The organism is Chitinophaga pinensis, assembly GCF_007896845.1.
GTDB lineage: Bacteria > Bacteroidota > Bacteroidia > Chitinophagales > Chitinophagaceae > Chitinophaga > Chitinophaga pinensis_C.
Window position 1 is genome coordinate 1 of sequence record NZ_VOHS01000050.1, and the last position, 20,154, is coordinate 20,154.

A 20,154-nucleotide genomic window follows, 5' to 3' on the forward strand; every position below is an offset into this window, starting at 1 on the left:
AAGACTATGCAGGAAGCATATGGAATAACGGGGATTGTTTTTTCAGTTTCTGGCAATTCCATCCCATCTACGCTGGCGGCGATGACACTGGCCATGAGTATCAAGCTGGGTAAGAACTGGCTGCAAACGCAACGAAAACAGCAAATGCTGGAAAAAGAGAAACTGGAGACGGAACTGAACTTTCTGAAGCATCAGTTCAATCCTCATTTTCTGTTCAATACTATCAATTCAATATTCTTTCTGATACACAAAAATCCGGATATGGCGTCGGCTTCTCTGGCGAAATTCTCCGAATTATTACGGTATCAGTGTGTATGAGTGTAATGACAAACAGATCCTGTTATCCAGAGAGACTCCTATATGGAAAACTCCATAGAACTGGAGCGTCTGCGGCAGAATGAGAATATGGAACTCGATGTGCATATCCAACAGGAAGACGCCGACAGTGGGGCATTGCGCCTTTTATTCTGATGACCTTTGTGGAGAATGCTTTTAAACACGTATCCAGACATGTGGACAGGCCTAACCGGATCAGGATTGAGCTGACACAGCGTGAAGATATGCTGACGTTTCTGGTATCTAACAGCACTTCAGATATAGAGAACAGGGATATTGTGCAATGTGGCGGTATCGGTCTGAAAAATGTACAGCGCAGACGGATCTGATCTATGCAGGGCAATATCAGCTGGACATTATTCCGGATGCACACCGTTTGATATCCATCTTCAATTAAGGCTTTCTCCCCTTGAAATGCCGCAACCTTTACAAAAAATCGCCTGAAAGTAAACCGTTGATATGATGATGAACTGTGTAATTATAGACGACGAGCCGCTGGCCCGGGAAGGGCTTTCCAGTTATGTACGGGAAGTTGATTTCCTGCGGCTTGTTGCCACCTGCACCAACCCTGTTGAACTGATCAGATTACTGATGAACATCCGTAGATCTTATTTTCCTTGATATTCAGATGCCGAAAATGAATGGCATCGACTTTCTGAAGATCGTACAAAAGCCGCCGATGGTAATTATCACCACCGCATTCCCCAGTTATGCGCTGGAAGGTTTCCAGCTGAATGTGATGGATTATCTGCTGAAACCCATTACGTTTGATCGCTTTTTTAAAGCTGCGAATAAGGCAAAAGATTATTATCATCTACTCCATAAACCAGCTGGTGAGACGTCCGGAACGGAAAAAACTGAGGACTATTTTTTATTAAATGCGGCAGTAAGTATGAGAAGATCTTCTTTGACGATACTCTATGTGCAGGGAATGCAGAATTATGTCACGATTTACACCCGTAAGGGTAAATACATGACCTTATTGTATCTGAAGCATCTCGAAGAGAACCTTGATCGTAAAGCGTTTATACGCGTACATAATCCTATATCGTTGCTGTCAGCAAGATTGAAGGGATTGAGGGGAATGAGATCTTTATTCAGTCTGATAAGATTCCCATCAGCAGAACTACCATGATATGGTGATAGCACAGGTGGTGAAGAATAAGCTCTGGGACAAGATCAGGTTCTCATAATTGTTTATTAACTGATCCAAAGGGTTTGGCGACAATAAAAATACACTGCGATCCATCTCAGAAATGATGCTTCAGAATTGGAGCATTTTTTATACATTTAAACCCGGTTTACCGCAATGAGTGTTGTTAACCTCTATTTGAATCAGGAGAAAAATTCTCCTTTATTAAAAAACCTCTTAAATACAAAGTTCCCATGTCAGAACTGCGTTCACTATATGTGAGCATCAAAACAAAGAAGGAAAACCTCGAACGTTTTTTCAATGCCAGTCCGCAGAAGCCGGTCGTTGATCAGGATTGGATTACATGGTGGGATAGTCGTGAGATGTACTCAAAGTCTGCGCTGGATGAGATCCCTTTTTTTAATAGTGCTACCAATGGAGCGATACTCGCATCATATAAAGACAATCCACAGACAGCCGGAACAGAAATCTGGGACGCAGCAGCGGGTACCTGGACTTTTGATATACTTTTCCTTAGTGAAAACTACTTAGAAATTATGCCCGTATTGGCATGGCTGAAAGGTATGGCGCCGTTTCTGGAAGAAGGAGATGAGGGTGTCGCCATTATCTATGATTATTTCTGGGGAGATAAGGATGTCATGGCACATCTTGCATTCAAAGATCAGCAGGCAACATTTAAATTAACCAGTCACACGTCTAAGCTTGATAAACAGGTACTGGCTGCTGCTGACGCGACATTGCAACTTGCGTATGATCGTATGAGTGAGCTGTATAAAGATGTTGATTGAGGAAAATCAGGCGAATGCAGTTGTCGGAAAACGAATGAATTGCTGAATAAGAGTTCTGAAGAAATGCTGATCCCGGACGGTATCGTTGCATCATTAAGCAGCAATGCCACCCCGGGATTATTAATTGTAGATCCGCCGGTGGTAGTTAACTGAGATGTTGCAAAGTCACTGAGCCGTGTCAATAAGGCGATGTTGAAGAAGCATAACTGAATATACTTTATACAGAGAAATGTCTCTCTTTTAAAACATATGTTCCTCAATGAACAAGCTGTTGTTCGCTGGAAATAAATTCATCCCGCATGCTCATCAGCTCCGGGATTTTTTCTATGCCTTGATTTGTGATTGCGTAGCGATTTTTTTCTGAACAGCAGCATGCGGAATGAACAAAATGGCTGACAGGTCTTTTATACGACCTTGTTCTCATTCTTTCTGCACTTGATTAAAAAAACGGGTAGTTTTCTGTTATCTCTGTGACCTCAAATAATCCGGCCCGCCGAATTCCTCCCGGATCGATTCTCTGTCATAAAAGAACATCCTGACACCACCGAACATTTCATAGCGGTCCTTGCTGATGAAGGTACCTTGTCCGTAGGTATGAGCTTCCTTTGTAATAGCTGTGAAGACCTATATCCGTTCTCCGTCAGTGATTATAACAATCCCGGATGAGTTTTGCTCTCTCGTTGCTGTCCAGCAAATGAATAAGCGCATAACAAAATATACCATCATACAGGGTTTTGTCAAAAGGCATATTTGTCACAGAACCGTGATAAATAGTCATCTCCGGACCATAATGTTTTCTGGCGAGTTCAATGGCTGTTTTTGATATTTCGATTCCTGTTACAGCAATGCCGTTGTCCCTGAAAATCTGTGCATTCCGTCCATACCCAATACCGGGAATGAGTATATTTTCCACCTCATGTGTAAGAAAGAAGTCTTTGGTTAATACTGCCGATCCGGCGGGGTTAAAGCCCCACATTTCCTGTTTCTCCGTAAAGCTCTTCTCCCAGAATTCGGGTTTTTCTGTCTCGTCTGCCATGTGTTCTTGTCTTTAGCAAAGCGAAATTACATTTTTGCAACAATATGTCAAAAACTAACAAGTTCGTATAAAATATTGATTCAGAGATATAACGTGCATTGAATTCCTACATCCGTTTGGGGGCATTTTAAAGTATAGCAGTTATAAAACGGCCATTGCTACGATAGATTGTTATAAATGGGATTGTAAAGTTTTATGAGAAGCTGTGGATGATGTGCTTTGCGATATACAAAACGGCAATACCCATGTTGAATATTTCGCTTTGACTATAGTCATATAGTGACGCTCTAATTAAAACAATAGAGCTGATAGCAACTCGAACCCGAACTATAATATGTAACAGCTTAGAAAAATAGTATACAAAAGGTGAGGAGGATCTGCAGAATTTAAAAACGCAGTATACGCATGGGAAAAGAATGAAATCATACAATGGGTAAGATCTCTTTAAACTCTATTTAACATAATATAAATTATAGGTATTCTATAAAAGGAGATTAGCAAGGTCTTATAAGGATATAAATTAGCCTATAGATTACCATCTGTAGCCGGCTATAATTCTCATCATGTATTCAAGCTTTTATACATGATGGAATAAAATGTAATTGACCGTATTTAAGCAAATAGATTCATAATAGATCATTGTTGACCGCCAGTTCATATACATGAGTTTCGCTTTTACGCATGGTTCTGTACGCTCAATGATAATGTCTGTAAGTTACAGTTAACTCCTGAAATGGCCTGTCAGCCATTTTGTTCATTCTGTATCTAATTGTTCAGCAAAAAAACCTAACATAATTACAAATCAGAGCATATAAAAATCCCGGTGCTCATAAACATCCGGGATTAATTTCTTTTGACGTACTATAGATCATTCGGCAAATAATGCTAGTTCTCGAGGATCTGATTGATAAATACGGACTTAAATAAGACAATTCCTACCAGCAAAACAATCAGCCGTCGTACATTGAAATGACCATTACGGGCGCCAGCAGCAAAGCTTTCAGACCATCAGATAAGAGATCATATATATTCTAATGCTTTATCTGCGGGTTTCAACACTTTCTTATCAACATCATAAGTACTTAAATTAGCACCATTGCAGGGAAAACTATTTTATCATTATATCACTATAGACCAATTTAAGACGAACGCCTCAGTCGATATCTTTATACATTTCACTTAAGACATCATATGTATATTCTAATGCTTCATCTGCGGGTTTCAGAACGTTAGTATCAACATCAGCGGCTTCCGTAGTTGCTTTAAACGTCGCCTGCTGGTCTCTAAACACCAGATCTTCCATCACACAGTTACTGCTCAGGAAGAAATCGTATATAAATGACTCAATTTTAAATCATCATCTGTGCAGACACAGTAAGTTTTCAATAAATGTTACTAAACTTGTTGAATATTTTAACGGAAACATATGGCCTTCAAGATTCTGGGTATCTCCGGCAGCCTTCGGAGCGCTTCCTCAAATACAGCTTTATTAAGAGCCTGCGCAACAATTGCGCCTGCCAACATTGAATTTTCTATCTATGATGGTCTGGATAAACTGCCTTATTTCAGTCCGGAACTCGATACGGCGCAATCCTCAGCACCTTTAACCGTGGCCGATCTCAGACAACATGTACAGGCAGCGGATGCCGTGATTTTCAGCACACCCGAATACGCTTTTGGCATACCGGGCGTACTGAAAAATGCACTGGACTGGCTGGTATCTTCAGGCGATTTTACGCATAAACCCACTGCTGTAATCAGTGCTTCTCCGCTTGCTACGGGTGGCGAAAAAGCACATGCTTCATTAGTACAGACTTTAACTGTTATGACTGCTGATATCCGTGAGGAATACAAGCTGATCATACCTGTTGTACGTACAAAAATAAACGCTGAAGGTACACTGACGGATGCAGTGCTGGAAAAGACATTATTGACGCTGATCACTGAGCTTGCAACATCTAAAAACGCCAGCGAAGACCAATATTAGCACCCAGACCACCAATATTGATATAAGATTTCAGGTCATTCGCAGGCTTGTTGTCGTCCTTATAACTAACCTCAGCGCCTTGCTGACCGACCGGTGTATTGGAGCTCTGATCAAGGGTGGTCACATATTTCGTATGACGCTCGGCGGTGGACAGATCATCCAAACCACGATGCTGTGTGCTGATAACGGCTCCGGTTGTCGGATTTCTCAGCGCAACAGTTTCATCATAACTGGTCACTTCTTTTTCTTTGCTACGCACCGGAATATTACGGTACTCAGCTTCTACAATAATGTCAAGTTTTTTCGCAATCGGAAAAGCAACGCCCACAGCGCCCTGGAAGCCCAGTGTAATGTTTGGCTTTACTTTTTCATTACGGTGAACGGTCAGCTGTGTCAGGACTGTCTGGCCACCTACATTAGCAGTTCCGCTGCGACTGGCATCTGTTTCAATTTTCAGATTTCCCCACAGTGGTACCACCATACCAAAACGGACATACGGATTAACTTTTTTGAATCCCGGACTGATCACCACGCCAGGTGCAAAATCGATCGCATCCACATATCCGTGCGATTCAACTTTACCAACGGTCTGACTGGTGTTGATCAAGGTAGTTTCTTCGCGTGTCATCAGATTTTTCTTACTACGGTAATAGTTAAACGAGGCTTCCACAGCAATGTACTGATTCAGATTCCAACCGAAGGAGAGTCCTCCCCTCCCACCAGCTCCATACGATCCCGTCAATACTTTTTCTGATACAGTTGTAGAGGCACCAGTCGCAGGATTAAATACCAGACGTTCATCATGTGGCTCGTAGCTGCCGACCTTGGGGAACTGGCCCGGGAATACGCTGAAATAATAGCTGCCGGTGACTTTTACATAAAACTTAGACGTAGATTTAACATCCTGTGCCTTGATTTTTTGGGTGGACACAATTGCGCAGAGTGCGCAGAATAGGGCTGCACTTTTTTTCATAATGGAATTTTTGGATCAACTATAGTTAATATTCAGTTAACAATTTACGTGCCCAATGCCCGTGGAGATGGTTTAGAACGCTTCTGCCAGTGAGAGGTATAATCCGGATTGACGCTCCTCTCCTGTGCGTTTTTCTCCCCATGCGTAGTCAATACGGACAGTCAGCTTTGCGCCTTCATCGTAGAACCAGCGTACGCCCATTCCGTAGCTTGGTTTGAAGTGCGACATCGCAATGTCCTTGTTGTTAAATACTGCACCTGAGCCGCCAAACGCAGCCAGCGCAAACTTGGGTTGCATATGCAGGAACCAGATATTGATGGGTATCTTGGGATCCAGAAAATAACGATATTCTACCTGTCCTGCGAGATAGTTCTGATCTCTGTAACGGCCCGTATAATAGCCACGCATCATCAGGTCATTACCCAGTTCAGGTAAGAGATAAAAGGGTAAAACACTTCCTTGTAAAGAGTTGAATAATCCATTAAAGCCAACAGTACTCTTCGGTGAGATTGGCACAAAATGACGCACCTGACCATCAAATTTCCACAGTGCATGTTTACTGAGGAAAGCGGGAGCAAATGCTACGTTCAGACGTACCCAGCTACCTTTTGTTGTGTAGTTCTGGTTGTCACGATTATCATAGATACCTGTCGCTCCGATAAAAGTGACATGGCCACCGTTCTTGTCTACGAGAGACATACCCGGATACACGCCTTTGGTTTCTTTGGTACTGTAGGTATCATGCTGGTATAATACAGACATACCTGCATAAAAGTGCCCTCCTATACGTCGTTCACCTTCCAGCTGCACTTTATATCGTCTGTTATCCAGCAATGTGGCGCCTGCCTTACGGGTCGTGTCGCCAAGTCCGTAGAAATTGATCGGGAAGTCATGATACCGGAGGTTACTCCTGAAATGCCAGTTGTTGGCATCTGTCCAGATATCTGTCTTCAGATCTATTTTAAACTGTTTCTCTGTTGTAACAGTGGGAATGAGATTGATAGTAGAATTGCGAAGAACCGGGTCTTTCGAGGTGTAAAAGGAATATAACATGGCAGCGCCCACTTCCAGTCCTTTCTCCGGAGAGTATCCTGCCACAGGCAAAGGAAAGAAACTGCGTTTATGTATAACAGCGGTGTCCTGCTGTTTCGGTTGTACAGTATCCTGCAATTGCTGCTGCGCTACCAGTCCCTGGCAAAATGCCAGTAATATCGTCGTAAAAATGATTGTTCTTTGCATACTCATCCGGGATGCAAAGAAACAACTTTTATCCTATTTTCGGTCACTGTGCCCAAGGCTCTTTTCCGGAGCAACCTTATCCCTGACCATCTGCTTAACTTCTTTTATCTCAGGGAAATGGCCCAGCTCCTTCCGGTTGATCACCGCGATCCCGTCCACATAAATGATATAGCTGCCATTGGTCTCACTCGGCTGCAGGGTCACACTGTAGATATCATCTGCGAATGTTGTCAGCAGTTCCTGTGCCATCCACGCTGCACGCATCATCCATCCGCATTTTGGGCAATATTCTATTGTTATCGTTGGCTTCATTTTGTAAAATAATTAATGATATATGAAATCTAACCGCAATGTAGTCCTTCCTGCTATAAAACTGCGGACACATGGTAGTAATCCTGCGGATATATTCCTTACATTAGTAGCAATATTCCAACTGAAAGATACAACGAATCACAATATTTCAGATTTTGAAAATTTGCATCCGTTTTTTTTATAATTTTAGCACAGCATTCAGGTTACCCTTAAAGAACGTTTGTGCCGACAAATAAACTCTATGCGGATTGTCCGAACTAACTTATATACTTATATATTTAGCCTCATTATGTGTATGGACGAATTTCGTCTTTGCACAACACAGTGAGCTGTCCACGCATCCTCAGCGGGACACCGTACGCGTGCGCTTACTGAATGAGGAAGCCCGCAAGGCTTTTCCGAAAAATCCCGCCAGAACAGAAGAATATGCGCATGCCGCTATGGCCCTTAGCGACAGCCTCCATTTTAAACAAGGCATCATGTGGGCAACCCGTAATCTGGCTTTATCAGAGAACGGAAAAGGTAACCTTGAAAAACAACTGGATCTCACCATCAATTCCCTGAAAATTGCAGAAGAACTCAATGACTTACATGCAACAGGGATTCTCAACACAGATATCGGCAATATACTGGTCGAACAAGACCAGCCCAGACAAGCATTGCATTATCAGAAGAAAGCATTGCGTATTAAACAATCATTGGGACAGCCCGGTGAAATTGCCAGAACACTCAACAGCATTGGCAGTAGCTATATAAGAATGAATATGCCGGATTCCGCATTGTATTTTATGTTGGAATCTGAAAAGATAAAACTGGCCCTGAATGACCATCAGGGACTGGCAGTGACATATGAAAATATAGGACTGATCTATCTCCAGCAAAAGAAATATGCGCTGGCACTGCCCTATTTTGATATCTCGGAGCAATATTACAAGGAGTCCGATCACCTGAACGGACTGGTAAAATCGCACCTGAACATCGGATTGGTACACACCATGTTGCATCACTATGAGGAAGCACAGCAACACCTGTCTGAAGCAGCACTGTTAAACAGTACTCTGAAAAATGCAAAAAACACCATGATCTATCACAAGAACATGGCCGTTCTGGACTCAGCACGGGGAGACTATGCTGCTGCACTGGCTAATTTCAGACAATTCAGCCTCCTGAATGAAGAGATGTTCAGTCTGGAGAAAGCAAAATTCATTGCCAATACGAAAGAGAAATACGAAACAGAAAAGAAACAACACGAGAATAAGTTACTGCGTAAAGAACAGCAATTGCATCTCGCCACTATTCACCAGCAACGTATTCTGGTGATTTTCTGTAGCATGCTTTTACTCGGATTGTTTATTGTCACAGCGGTATTATACCTGATGTACAGACGTCAGCAGGATCTCTACAAACAGCTGAATCTCCGGAATACACAGGTACAACAACAAAACAGGATCATTCTCGAACAAAATACGGCACTGGGTAACGGCAACCAGGTCAAGGATAAAATCTTCTCCGTTATTTCTCATGATCTACGCTCTCCGCTGGCTATTCTGGAAGGTTTGCTGTTCCTGCTCAGAGACGAAAAAATGTCAGAAGAGCAATTCAGGATCTTCTCACATGAGCTTTGGCGTGACGTAAAAAACACTGCCTATATGATGGATAATCTCCTGCAATGGGCCAGTAGCCAGATGAAAGGGATCCACGTTACACCAGACGATTTCGATATCAGTAATATTCTGAAAAATGAATTCGAATTACTACAGTCAATGGCACGTCAGAAAGCAATAACGTTGACGCACGAGCTGCAACGGCCAATTATGGTATATGCAGATCCTGATATGATCCGTCTTGTACTCAGAAATCTGATCAGCAATGCAATCAAATTCACGCCCATCAACGGTAGTGTCAGTATTAGCTATTTGTTGTCGCCTGAGAAAATTGAGATCGTTGTACAGGATACAGGTGTCGGCATCGCTTTGGCTGATCAGGTAAAAGTATTCTCCAACATTTATTATTCAACCAGCGGTACACAAAATGAGAAAGGTTGTGGCTTAGGACTCCCGCTATCGAAGGATTTCATCGAAAGAAACAATGGAAAGATCTGGTTCAACAGCAGCTTTGGAAAAGGCACCAGCTTCCATTTCACCCTACCTTTGAGTGCGGAAGAAGAACCGGTTAGCAGAGGCTATACCATTATCGTAAAAGAAGGACAACAATACACAGAAAACGTCCTTGATAACAATTAAGGCCGCTTATGTAATTCAGTTGTACCAGCAGTTGTCACAAACAAACCAATATCTCTTATCATCTCCGAAAAGACCACAGGCGGCACTTCATGCAATGGCAAAGGCTCCCCTTGCCTGTAAAAGTTAAGCAGGTCCGTAACAACTGTATCTTCCTCTTTTGTATCAGCAAAGAAATTTACCCGGATATCCCAGTCCGCCAGTGTAATATGCGGCACATAAGACCAGTTGTGCTCTGCCTTCTGACGTAGCGTCCAGCCTCTTTGTGTGATCGCATGTTTAAATTTTAATCTGTTCAATACATGAGAGGCAAAACGGGTAGAATAATAGCAGTCCGACAACTCATCACTGTTCGGTGTATAGACGGCTCTGTCTACCTGTTGAAAAGGCTGCTCAACCTGATGTTGAGACAAAAAACTCCGCCATTCCCTGATTGTTTTCACAGATTCCTTCATCGGATGCCATAGTGTGACCTGCGTTTCAGCGGTAACGGTCAAAGGTTTCCCCTGATGATCGATGATATGTCCATCCATACAATAACCGATAATATCCTGTCCGTTGGTCTGAAACCGCCAGATCAACCGGTTCACCAGTGCCTTCATCAAGGGGTGTTCAAGATAAACAGTCTTCCAGTGACCATACTGCCACGGATGCTGTCTTAAAAAGAACGTTCGAGGCGGATACTATTGGCTGAAAGTGTATCCTCAATTTCTCTTATCAGCCGTTTAAAATTCTTCAGTGCAGCACTCTGTACTGATGGCCCTTTCCCTATTATTTTTCCGTCTTTTTCCCACGATAGCGCTGATTTACCCGAATTCTGCAAAGTATAGACACCCGTCAGTTCCCCTACCGGTATTCGCAGACATCCCTGTTGATCCAGTCCGAAATCCGGTACCATATATTCATCCAGTTCATGTAGAGAAACACCATATTTCTGCGCCAATCCCTGCAGAATCCTGTCAATACTTTTCAGGGTAGCGGCATGTTTAACCATTCCACGGAGCCGCGTGATCCTGCTCAGCGCCTCCCGGAAAGACAGGCAGGTAAATGCATAAATACAGGCGGTACCTGTTTTGGCGGATAAAGGTCCGGCGTTCCCCTTTTTCTTATAAGCCCAGGGTGCATATGCCTCCAGCAGATCCATCAACGCCTTGTTTTCCGGTATCGCACAACACCAGATAAATGCCTTCAGCATATTGTGATTGATCGCGCTGAGATAGCTGATATTATAGTCTACAAAACTGTGTTTTCTACCCGCATGAACCGACATCATCTGCCCCTGACAGAAAGAAATCCAGTCTTTCATCCGCATGATAAAATACTCCTGCTCAATCCTGTTCACCAGTACTTTGGCTCTGGTCCACCATTTCTGGGTGGGTATGTTCCCTTCCCCGGCATTCAGACAATGCTCTACAAAGGAAGTCCAGTACTCCTGCTGCCGCGTACTTTTGATATTAGACAGAAATTCCACCACCAGAATACCCAATGGATCCCTGCGGCTCACCAACTGTTCCGGTCCGCCATGCATCAGTATATCAATCTGGATATTTACTCTGTCTTCTGCCACTGTAACACTCTTCTTCTCAGAAGTATCCAGTAATTCCAGACAATGCATCAGCGTTTCTGTCAACCGTCCTTTTTTATTCACTTTATTCTGGATGAGCTTAAACAGTTCCTGACGGGGAAACCACCAGTCATTGGTCCGCCTCAGGGTCGTCTCATGCCATTGGAAGATAATATGGAAGCATTGCTCATCCGACGTAAACACAGAGAGGTATTTGATCAAACCTGCGGCATCTATGGCTTCAGGTAAATTGTCTGCCTGTATTTTTCCGATCCAGAAGTCTGTAAATTGCATAGCTTCAATGATGTAGAGGTATAACAATGAGGGTGTCAGTATCTCCTAATTTATTAAAAAAGCAGGGATTAAAAAAAACGAAGCATTACCTACGGATGAATCAGGCAGGGAAATTGTTGTGATGGAAGGGTATTAAAATTTCTGTACTTTCGACATATAAACAAATAAAATATGCGCTGGCAAAACAGAAGATTAAGCGACAACGTAGAAGACCGTCGTGGTGGCGGCGGTGGTGGTGGAATGAGGAATATCGGCATTGGTGGTGGTATCGGTGGTATCATTATCATTGTTCTCGCCTTATTATTCAATCAGGATCCCCAACAGGCTTTACAATCCGTTCAGCAGAGTACAGGTGGTGCTCAGCAGACTGAATCCAAAACTGTCACCAATAACAGCGACGAAATTGCCCGGTTTGCATCGACTGTACTGGCAGATACCGAAGACGTCTGGGAGAAGCTGTTTGCCGAAATGAACAAGCAATACAAGGATCCGGGTATGGTATTGTACACTGATTATGACCAGTCCGGATGTGGTGCAGCGCAATCTGCTATGGGACCTTTCTATTGTCCTGCGGATGAGAAGGTATACCTTGATCTGAGTTTCTTTAATGAAATGGAACAGCGCTTTAAAGTAGCAGGCGATTTTGCCATGGCCTATGTGATTGCACATGAAGTTGGTCACCACGTACAGAACCTTCTTGGTACCAGCCGTAAAGTACAGGCTATGCGTTCTCAGATCAGTGAGCGCGAATACAATAAATTATCTGTGAGGCTTGAGCTTCAGGCTGACTTCCTTGCGGGTGTATGGGCACATCATGCGCAGAAGATGCAGAATATCCTTGAAGCGGGTGATATCGAAGAAGCATTAAATGCTGCCAGCGCTGTTGGTGACGATGCTTTGCAAAAGGCTGCTTCCGGGCATGTTGTTCCTGATGCTTTTACACATGGTACATCTGCACAGCGTATGAAGTGGTTTAAGAAAGGTTTCGAAACCGGTGATGTTAAACAAGGTGATACTTTTAATACGACAGATCTTTAATATTATTCAAGCCGTCTCCATTGCGAGGCGGCTTTTTCTGTGTTAGCCCTTCTTTTGGTGGATGTTTTTAAGCTCCGGTTGTTATAGCTTCTTTCTCTTCTTAATGTGCTGGTTCAGCTTTTCAGATTATAATTATTTCGGTGAATGATGTCATCGAAAGCTGTGGTTAGTTGCCGGTTCATTCCAGACTTTCTTAGCTGCAATTGTTGTCTTTTCAGATTGTAGTTATCGGTTAATTCCAGCTACCTTTCCTGTTTTCAATTATCGTCTTCATTTTTGAGGGTTGGTCTTACGCTACGGTTTCAGATGGGACCTCTGGCTGACGCTCTTTGAAGTACTATACATGCAGCTTTGGTAGGTCGTGTTGGGCCGGGGATATCTATCTGACTTTATCAGGTGGATGGGCATACTTCAAAGACCTAAGGCCAGGGTCTCCATCTGAAATCCTTCGCTGTAACAAGACTGTCTACATGCTATATTCGTTCAGCAGATAGTGACTTTCGTAAATCGTACATAAACAAACCATCATCTTTGCTTTCTGTCTAAATTGTATCGAAAGATAAGGGCCGATATCTCTTATACTATTACAATCGATATATTACCATTCATTAATATTCAGCGGTTATTGCTGAAACGACAGGCTGCATCAGCGGAGGGGTTGAGGTGTAGACAAAGGGCCTTAGCCCTTAGAGAGTCTGCCCCGCTTGATAGGGGTTCAATCAATCATCCCAACACCCAACACGACCCACCCCGGCCAATAGCACGCCTCTCAAAGGGCGTCAGCCCGGCGTCCCACCTCAACCCGCAGCAGGATGCCTGATACGAGACACAATCAACCAAAAACATATCCCAGCTTAATAACTATTTATCCAACAATCAGCACAACGTATCACAAACATCACCAAAACAACAGGCACTTTCAGCAAAAAAACACCACAGCAGCCTCAAAAGCTGAAAAATCATCATCATAAACCCGAAGACAGACAAAAATCATCGTATCTTAATTTCCGTAACTTTACAGCATGCCCAACCCTGCTATTTCCTACACACGCATAACAAGAGTACAGGATACAATTGTTACTGCAACAGAAGATGCTCTCGCCGCAGAAGAACCGCTGGAAATACAGCTGATCTACGGACCTGCTGCCGACAGACAGCAACAAAGCATCTCTGTCACCATGCGTACACCGGGTCAGGACCCCGAACTGGCAACAGGCTTCCTTTTTACAGAAGGAATCATCCGGAGTCATGATGATATCAAAGCTATCAGCTCCGAAAGTGATGTGACGAATACAATACTCGTAAGCCTGCACGAACAGGTATGTCCGGTACTCAAAACGACACAACGTAATTTCGTGTCGAATGCAGGCTGCGGCGTCTGCGGAAAGACGGATATTGCGTCTATTTACGCACCTGTTGCAAAAGAGACAACCAGCGGAGGAACAAGTAAATGGTCTTCTGCAATGATTACACAATTACCTGATATCTTGCGGAAACAACAGCAACTGTTTGACGATACCGGTGGAATTCACGCAGCAGCATTATTTGATGGTGCATCGAATTTATTGCTGATGCGCGAGGATATTGGCAGACACAATGCTGTGGATAAGCTGATCGGCGCGGCATTACAGCAAAAGCTTTTCCCGATGGATCAATACCTGCTGCTGCTCAGTGGACGCGCAGGATTTGAGTTAATCCAAAAAGCAGCAATGGCAGGAATCAAAGTAATCGCGGCAGTAGGTGCACCATCCGGAATGGCCGTGAAAATGGCCGGAGAATGGGATATCACCCTGATAGGGTTTCTTAGACAACAGCGATTTAATATCTATACCGGAGAACAAAGGATCCTTATTGCGAATGAGTAAGTCTGCATAAACCGACTGCCTTTTCGTTTATATATAATACGCATTAGAAACAAGCTTCCATGAGCAACGAACACACCGACGCTTCTCAGAATCCTGAACACTTTACAGGACATATCCGTCTCGGCAAACCCAAAACAGCTGCCGCAGGGATCCCTGCCGTAATCTCCAGCGCAAAACACATTCTGCAGGAAATGGATGCCGTACGTGGCATGAAAGCCCTGTTAAAGCTCAATCAGAAAAGCGGATTCGACTGCCCCGGTTGCGCATGGCCCGACCCTGACGATGAACGCTCCTCTGTGGCGGAATACTGTGAAAATGGAGCAAAAGCGGTTGCCGAAGAAGCAACAAGTAAGAAGCTGGACGCAGCTTTCTTTGCAAAAAATAGTATCGCTGATCTCGCAGGATTGACAGACTATGAGATCGGTAAAAAAGGACGTGTTGCACAACCTGTATACCTCGCACCAGGTGCTACACATTACCAGCCCATCTCCTGGGAAGATGCTTTTGGCAAAATATCGCAACACCTGAAAGGACTCTCCTCTCCCGATGAAGCAGTTTTCTATACTTCCGGTCGTACAAGCAATGAAGCAGCCTTTCTGTATCAGCTGTTCGTCAGGGAATACGGCACCAATAACCTGCCCGACTGTTCCAATATGTGCCATGAATCCAGTGGTGTAGCCTTGTCTGATACTCTGGGTATTGGTAAAGGTTCCGTGACACTGGACGACCTGTATCAGGCGGAAGTGATTATTATACTCGGACAAAATCCCGGTACCAATCACCCACGTATGCTGACCGCCCTGCAGAAAGCTAAAAAGAATGGTGTGAAAATTATTGCTGTGAACCCTCTGCCTGAAACAGGGCTGCTGAACTTTATGAATCCGCAGACAGTAAAAGGCATGCTGCACATACCCACTCACCTGACCGATCTCTTCCTGCAGGTAAAGATCAACGGAGATATGGCGCTGTTACAGGCGATCGCACTGCTGCTGCTACAGGAAGAAGAGAAACAACCGGGATCTGTATTTGATAATCAGTTCATTAATCTTAATACCAACGGATACGACGCCTACATACAACACATCCGTCAACAACAACTGGAAAATTTAGCTGAAGCTGCCGGCATATCCGTAGAACAGATAAAGGAAGCAGCTAATATGCTGATGCATAAAAAGAAGATTGTCGCCTGTTGGGCGATGGGACTCACACAACATAAAAATGCAGTTGACACCATCAAGGAAGTAGTGAACCTCCTGTTGCTGAAAGGTAGTGTCGGTAAACCGGGCGCAGGTACTTGTCCGGTACGCGGACATAGCAACGTGCAGGGCGACCGTACCATGGGTATCTATGAAAAACCGCCAGAAACCTTGCTCAATGGTATCCGTTCAGTGTATGGTTTTGAACCACCACGTAAACATGGCTATGATACCGTACATGCCATCCGCGCTATGCGCGACGGAAAAGCAAAAGTGTTCTTCGCAATGGGTGGTAACTTCCTCTCTGCGACACCAGATACTGAAGTAACGGCACAGGCACTACGCAATTGTGCCCTCACCGTACAAGTATCTACAAAACTGAACCGCAGCCATCTGGTACACGGACAGGAAGCTATTATCCTGCCAACGCTGGGAAGAAGCGATCAGGACCTCCAACAGGGTGAAAAACAGTTTGTGACCTGTGAGAATTCTATGGGCGTCATTCAGATGTCCAAAGGAAATTTACAACCCGTGTCTGATCAACTACTGAGTGAACCTGTTATTGTCTGTAAACTCGCACTGGCAACATTGGGTACTCAGTCAAAAGTCAACTGGCAGCACTACATGCGTCACTATGATTACATCCGCGAGGATATTGAAAAAGTAATCCCCGGTTTTAATAATTATAATACCCGTGTCAGAAAGCCCGGCGGGTTTTATCTGCCGAATAATGCACGTAACGGGAAATTCAATACCATCACGGGTAAGGCTAATTTCAACGTCGCGACGATTATCAGACAGGAACTGGCGGCGGATGAATACATGATGATGACCATCCGTAGCCATGATCAGTTCAATACGACGATCTACGGACTGGACGACCGGTACCGCGGTATCTATCAGGAAAGAAGAGTGATTCTGATGAATGCGAAAGACATAAAGGCCGCCGGATTACAACCCAACGACGTCGTTGACCTGATCAACAATTTTGAAGGACAGGAAAGGATCGTACGTAAGTTCCTCATCGTGGAATATAGCATCCCGGAAAAGTGTACCGCCACCTACTTCCCGGAAACAAATGCATTGGTGCCACTCAATAGTGTAGCCGACAAGAGCAATACACCCACCTCCAAACTGGTAATCATTAAAGTGAGAAAATCATCTGAACTGTAAAAACGCCGGAGCTCTCAGTGAGAAGATGTTGAAACGGAAGTCAACTACTGTCGTTGCTTCCCAGAAAATTGTCTGCATCGGGAACGGTGCATTCGGATAGTAGTTGGCAGATAAACGAAGCGTATTCAGCGACAGGTTTTCATTCCTCAGCCTAAAGCCAAGGCCTAATCCCGAATACACAGGGTTTTTCAGCAAATTGCTGCTTTTGATGGAGAGCTGCGATGCCTGTATGGAGGTGAAGAAGTTAAATTTGAAACCAAGTACTTTCAGCGGACTATAATAAATAGTCTCAGAACGTACATTTAATCTCTGATAACCACTCAGCGGTACATTCTTATATCCCCAGACGCCCAGATCGCGATTGATATTTAATGGCCTGTAAAAGTAGTTATTCAGATTGCCCAGATAATCAATGTATAAGAACTGACGAAGTTTTCCTCCCGCAAATCGCATAGCACGGCTATAGTACTCTACTTTTGCATGGATGACGGCATCTTCCGAAGCAAAGTTCTGGTAAAAAGTACTGATACCCGCCTGTCCATAAATAATTCCTTTTGAACCCGTTACCCAGAATTTCTCTGCTTCTACCCCGACATAACCTCTGGTCCTGCCCTTCCATGTTTCCCAACCTGCAGTAGCCGATGCAGTATATCCCAAAGGAATATCCTCTGTTCTGCCAAAGCCGAAGAAGTGATCGGTTTTAAAGAACTCCTGTCTGAACACGACTGCCTGTGCTAAATAAAAACGATGGTTGTTATATACAGGGTCAAGTTTGTATTCCTCCTGCCAGGGTCGTTGCGTAAACAGCAGGTTAAAGTGCCGGACAAGAAACGCCAGATTAGGTCTGCGGGAACCCGGGTCGCGGCTATCCTGTTTCAGAATATTGTAACCACCCCATATGTCCAGAATGTTATACCGGTAATCACGATACAGGGTATCGGGGCGGTTGAACATATTAATAGAATAGTTGCTGCTGAAGCCTATTCCGCCCGTCCATTTGGCGCCACTCTTATATAAAGGTCTGTCAAAAGCAAAATAGTAAGTGCCTTCGTAAGTTCCCGAGTCAAGCGTATTGATATTGTTAAGCGTGGTATATCCGCCGGAGAAGTCTATAAAGGTCCCAAGGATGTTATTTTTGGTATATCGGGCCTGCGAACCGAAAGGCGGATTATCATTACCACTCCAGGATCCTCCTATCCTGACACCCTGCCCTGCACCGAAAAGGTTATCGTTGGATATACTGGCCCGGACACCGGAGGTACTAAGCCTCGACAGATCGAAACCGTATTCAAATACGTCCTTGGTAACTACCAATAAGTCAATGGAATCCGGAGAGGCCCCTGTATTAATAATATATAAGCGGGCATCCTGAATGAAGGGCCGGCTACGCAGATAACGCTCGTTGTCCGACATTTCATAGGGATTGAGCGTATCATTCTGCTGGAAAAAGAGCAGCTGCCGGATAACCCATTCCTCCGAATTGAAATGCAGACGGTTAGCAAGGTGTACCAGCTTCATAGAAGTGGAAAAGGTAGTGTCCTTGATATTGCTGGGACCAAATACGTTTACTCTGCGGAAATAGATGTCCCTGATCACTTTTCCGCTGAAGGGCTTGAAATATTGTTCACTCTTGATAATACTGCTGTCCGTTCCGGAAGGCTCAGGCACGTCCTGACGGGTCACCTTTCTGATAAGGGTGTTCCGGTATTGCCTGCTGCGGAGAGAATCCTGATATACCCGCATGCGGCTAAACCAGGAGTTCGAATACTTTTTGGACACCGGAACGGTATCTCCCTGCAGGATCACATCCCCCGGCACGATCGTATCTCCCGGGATCGTCGGTACAATAGGTACCGTGGGTATCATCGGGAGTATCGGGAACAGGGTATCCTCTTCCGGAACCGGCATGGCCGGAACGGAGGGCTTTACCGGGGTAATGGTATCACGCAAAACGGGATGGTGGGAAAATGTCCGTACGGGATGACCATGTGCCTCTAAAATTTCGAAGGCCAGGCAATAGCAAATCAAAAAATATAGTAATATTTTTAGCGATTTTCTCACTCGATCTCAGAAGTAATAAGCAAGCTTCTTCTTTACTAACGTAAAGAATATGTAACAGTTGTAACAAGTTAACTAATTATTGTGCCACTATCACGGTTTCCCATCCGTCATAACGGGCATTCACCTCCTGAGCAAGCTCCCACAGCATCATTACTGCCGAGTCTATGCTTTCCTCGTCTGTACGGTCGTTACGGGAAAGCTTCAATCCATAAGGTTGAGGGCCTTTTTCGTCAACCGGGCGCCCTTCAATGGCAAAACCCAGCCGTTCTACCTGCTGTCCGAAAATTTCTCTTTCAGCTTCAGCAGAGAAGTATACCCAATGATCTATGAGACGTTCTCTTTCGGCAATATCCCCATGTTGTTTCAGCGTGCGCAACACTTTGCGGTTGTGGATACGCTGTAACTCCTGTGTGTCAGGGAACAGATAGTCGAAATATAACTCCCAGGTCTTATCCTCCTTCATACCGCAATCGTACCTGTAATCAGGGAATTGCGCCATCGCTTCCGCGATAGACTCTTCGTATCCGGAGGTATTGGAACTATAAAAATAAAAATCTCTCACACCGTTTGATATCGTACGGCCTACGAAATGTGCGTTTAACGAGGTCTCAAGTTGCTGTACCAGACAATCCTCTATCACACCCAGTTTGGAGAATTCGTCTCCATGTGGAAATCCGTCTGGCCGGGGATGCTTCAGATACACTGATATAAATATAGAATACGGCTTCTTAGTTAAGGGCGCAAAACGTCGTAAACCAAGGTCCAGCCCTATTATAGCCGGTTTGTCTTCTATATGGCAAGTGTATATGTCCCAGTCAGGTTGGTAAGCGTCAGGCATAATGCATTGATTCGAAAAATGTAACTGTCGGCTGTAAAGATACATAACCCTTCGCGCCATT

At 44.3% G+C, this 20,154-nt stretch carries 18 protein-coding genes; 10 read left to right on the forward strand and 8 right to left on the reverse strand.

Features of this window, described 5'->3' with window-relative positions:
- The 5 genes from FEF09_RS31965 to FEF09_RS26205 all read left to right on the forward strand — a co-directional run.
- A partial coding sequence (locus tag FEF09_RS31965) for a histidine kinase (RefSeq protein WP_222597155.1) occupies nt 1-318 on the forward strand: 318 nt, incomplete at its 5' end.
- A gap of 161 nt (nt 319-479) precedes the next feature.
- Nucleotides 480-665 (forward strand): hypothetical protein, encoded by a 186-nt coding sequence (locus tag FEF09_RS31970; RefSeq protein ID WP_222597157.1) that lies wholly within the window; start codon nt 480-482, stop codon nt 663-665.
- Between the two features lie 130 nt (nt 666-795).
- Nucleotides 796-957: a hypothetical protein gene (locus FEF09_RS31975; protein WP_222597159.1), complete on the forward strand. Its 162-nt coding sequence runs from the start codon at nt 796-798 to the stop codon at nt 955-957.
- A 7-nt stretch (nt 958-964) separates the two neighbouring features.
- The gene (locus FEF09_RS26200) at nt 965-1,471 is read left to right on the forward strand and encodes a LytR/AlgR family response regulator transcription factor (protein WP_222597160.1); all 507 of its coding nucleotides are present in this window, start codon (nt 965-967) and stop codon (nt 1,469-1,471) included.
- Nucleotides 1,472-1,722: 251 nt separating this feature from the next.
- Nucleotides 1,723-2,277, forward strand: coding sequence for a hypothetical protein (locus FEF09_RS26205; RefSeq protein WP_146307851.1), 555 nt, complete (start codon nt 1,723-1,725; stop codon nt 2,275-2,277).
- A 640-nt stretch (nt 2,278-2,917) separates the two neighbouring features.
- Here the strand turns inward: FEF09_RS26205 and FEF09_RS26210 are convergent.
- The gene (locus FEF09_RS26210; protein ID WP_222597162.1) at nt 2,918-3,313 is read right to left on the reverse strand and encodes a class I SAM-dependent methyltransferase; all 396 of its coding nucleotides are present in this window, start codon (nt 3,311-3,313) and stop codon (nt 2,918-2,920) included.
- 1,426 nt (nt 3,314-4,739) lie between these two features.
- Between FEF09_RS26210 and FEF09_RS26215 the strand changes: the two genes are divergently transcribed.
- On the forward strand, nt 4,740-5,300 hold the full coding sequence (locus FEF09_RS26215) for an NADPH-dependent FMN reductase (RefSeq protein WP_146307852.1): 561 nt from the start codon (nt 4,740-4,742) through the stop codon (nt 5,298-5,300).
- Here FEF09_RS26215 and FEF09_RS26220 read toward each other — a convergent pair.
- The 3 genes from FEF09_RS26220 to FEF09_RS26230 all read right to left on the reverse strand — a co-directional run bounded on the left by FEF09_RS26220 (nt 5,272) and on the right by FEF09_RS26230 (nt 7,824).
- Complete coding sequence (locus tag FEF09_RS26220) at nt 5,272-6,273, reverse strand: outer membrane beta-barrel protein (RefSeq protein WP_146307853.1); 1,002 nt, start codon at nt 6,271-6,273, stop codon at nt 5,272-5,274. The genes FEF09_RS26215 and FEF09_RS26220 overlap by 29 nt on opposite strands.
- A 72-nt stretch (nt 6,274-6,345) precedes the next feature.
- The gene (locus FEF09_RS26225; RefSeq protein WP_186774541.1) at nt 6,346-7,512 is read right to left on the reverse strand and encodes a BamA/TamA family outer membrane protein; all 1,167 of its coding nucleotides are present in this window, start codon (nt 7,510-7,512) and stop codon (nt 6,346-6,348) included.
- Nucleotides 7,513-7,545: 33 nt separating this feature from the next.
- Nucleotides 7,546-7,824 (reverse strand): SelT/SelW/SelH family protein, encoded by a 279-nt coding sequence (locus tag FEF09_RS26230; protein ID WP_146307855.1) that lies wholly within the window; start codon nt 7,822-7,824, stop codon nt 7,546-7,548.
- A gap of 362 nt (nt 7,825-8,186) precedes the next feature.
- Between FEF09_RS26230 and FEF09_RS26235 the strand changes: the two genes are divergently transcribed.
- Complete coding sequence (locus FEF09_RS26235) at nt 8,187-10,067, forward strand: tetratricopeptide repeat-containing sensor histidine kinase (protein ID WP_146307856.1); 1,881 nt, start codon at nt 8,187-8,189, stop codon at nt 10,065-10,067.
- On the opposite strand, the gene FEF09_RS26240 is transcribed toward FEF09_RS26235, so the two are convergent.
- Entirely contained in the window at nt 10,064-10,669 is a 606-nt protein-coding gene (locus FEF09_RS26240; RefSeq protein ID WP_261387788.1) for a DUF4132 domain-containing protein, read from the reverse strand. The genes FEF09_RS26235 and FEF09_RS26240 overlap by 4 nt on opposite strands.
- A 53-nt stretch (nt 10,670-10,722) precedes the next feature.
- A complete protein-coding gene (locus FEF09_RS26245) occupies nt 10,723-11,922 on the reverse strand; it encodes a hypothetical protein (RefSeq protein ID WP_146307858.1) in 1,200 nt (399 codons plus the stop codon).
- A 171-nt stretch (nt 11,923-12,093) separates the two neighbouring features.
- Here FEF09_RS26245 and FEF09_RS26250 point away from each other — a divergent pair, with 171 nt between their 5' ends.
- From FEF09_RS26250 to FEF09_RS26260, 3 genes are all read left to right on the forward strand, one after another.
- Nucleotides 12,094-12,960 carry a neutral zinc metallopeptidase gene (locus FEF09_RS26250; RefSeq protein WP_146307859.1) on the forward strand — a complete coding sequence of 289 codons (867 nt, stop codon included), beginning with the start codon at nt 12,094-12,096 and terminating at the stop codon, nt 12,958-12,960.
- Between the two features lie 1,022 nt (nt 12,961-13,982).
- Nucleotides 13,983-14,825 carry a formate dehydrogenase accessory sulfurtransferase FdhD gene (gene fdhD / locus FEF09_RS26255; RefSeq protein ID WP_146307860.1) on the forward strand — a complete coding sequence of 281 codons (843 nt, stop codon included), beginning with the start codon at nt 13,983-13,985 and terminating at the stop codon, nt 14,823-14,825.
- Between the two features lie 59 nt (nt 14,826-14,884).
- Entirely contained in the window at nt 14,885-17,194 is a 2,310-nt protein-coding gene (locus FEF09_RS26260; RefSeq protein ID WP_146307861.1) for an FdhF/YdeP family oxidoreductase, read from the forward strand.
- Here FEF09_RS26260 and FEF09_RS26265 read toward each other — a convergent pair.
- Together FEF09_RS26265 and FEF09_RS26270 are read right to left on the reverse strand one after the other, a co-directional pair.
- Entirely contained in the window at nt 17,180-19,144 is a 1,965-nt protein-coding gene (locus FEF09_RS26265) for a hypothetical protein (RefSeq protein WP_146307862.1), read from the reverse strand. The two genes, FEF09_RS26260 and FEF09_RS26265, sit on opposite strands and share 15 nt — an antisense overlap.
- Before the next feature lie 187 nt (nt 19,145-19,331).
- Nucleotides 19,332-20,153 carry a DUF695 domain-containing protein gene (locus FEF09_RS26270; RefSeq protein WP_146307863.1) on the reverse strand — a complete coding sequence of 274 codons (822 nt, stop codon included), beginning with the start codon at nt 20,151-20,153 and terminating at the stop codon, nt 19,332-19,334.
- Between the last annotated feature and the right edge of the window lies 1 nt (nt 20,154).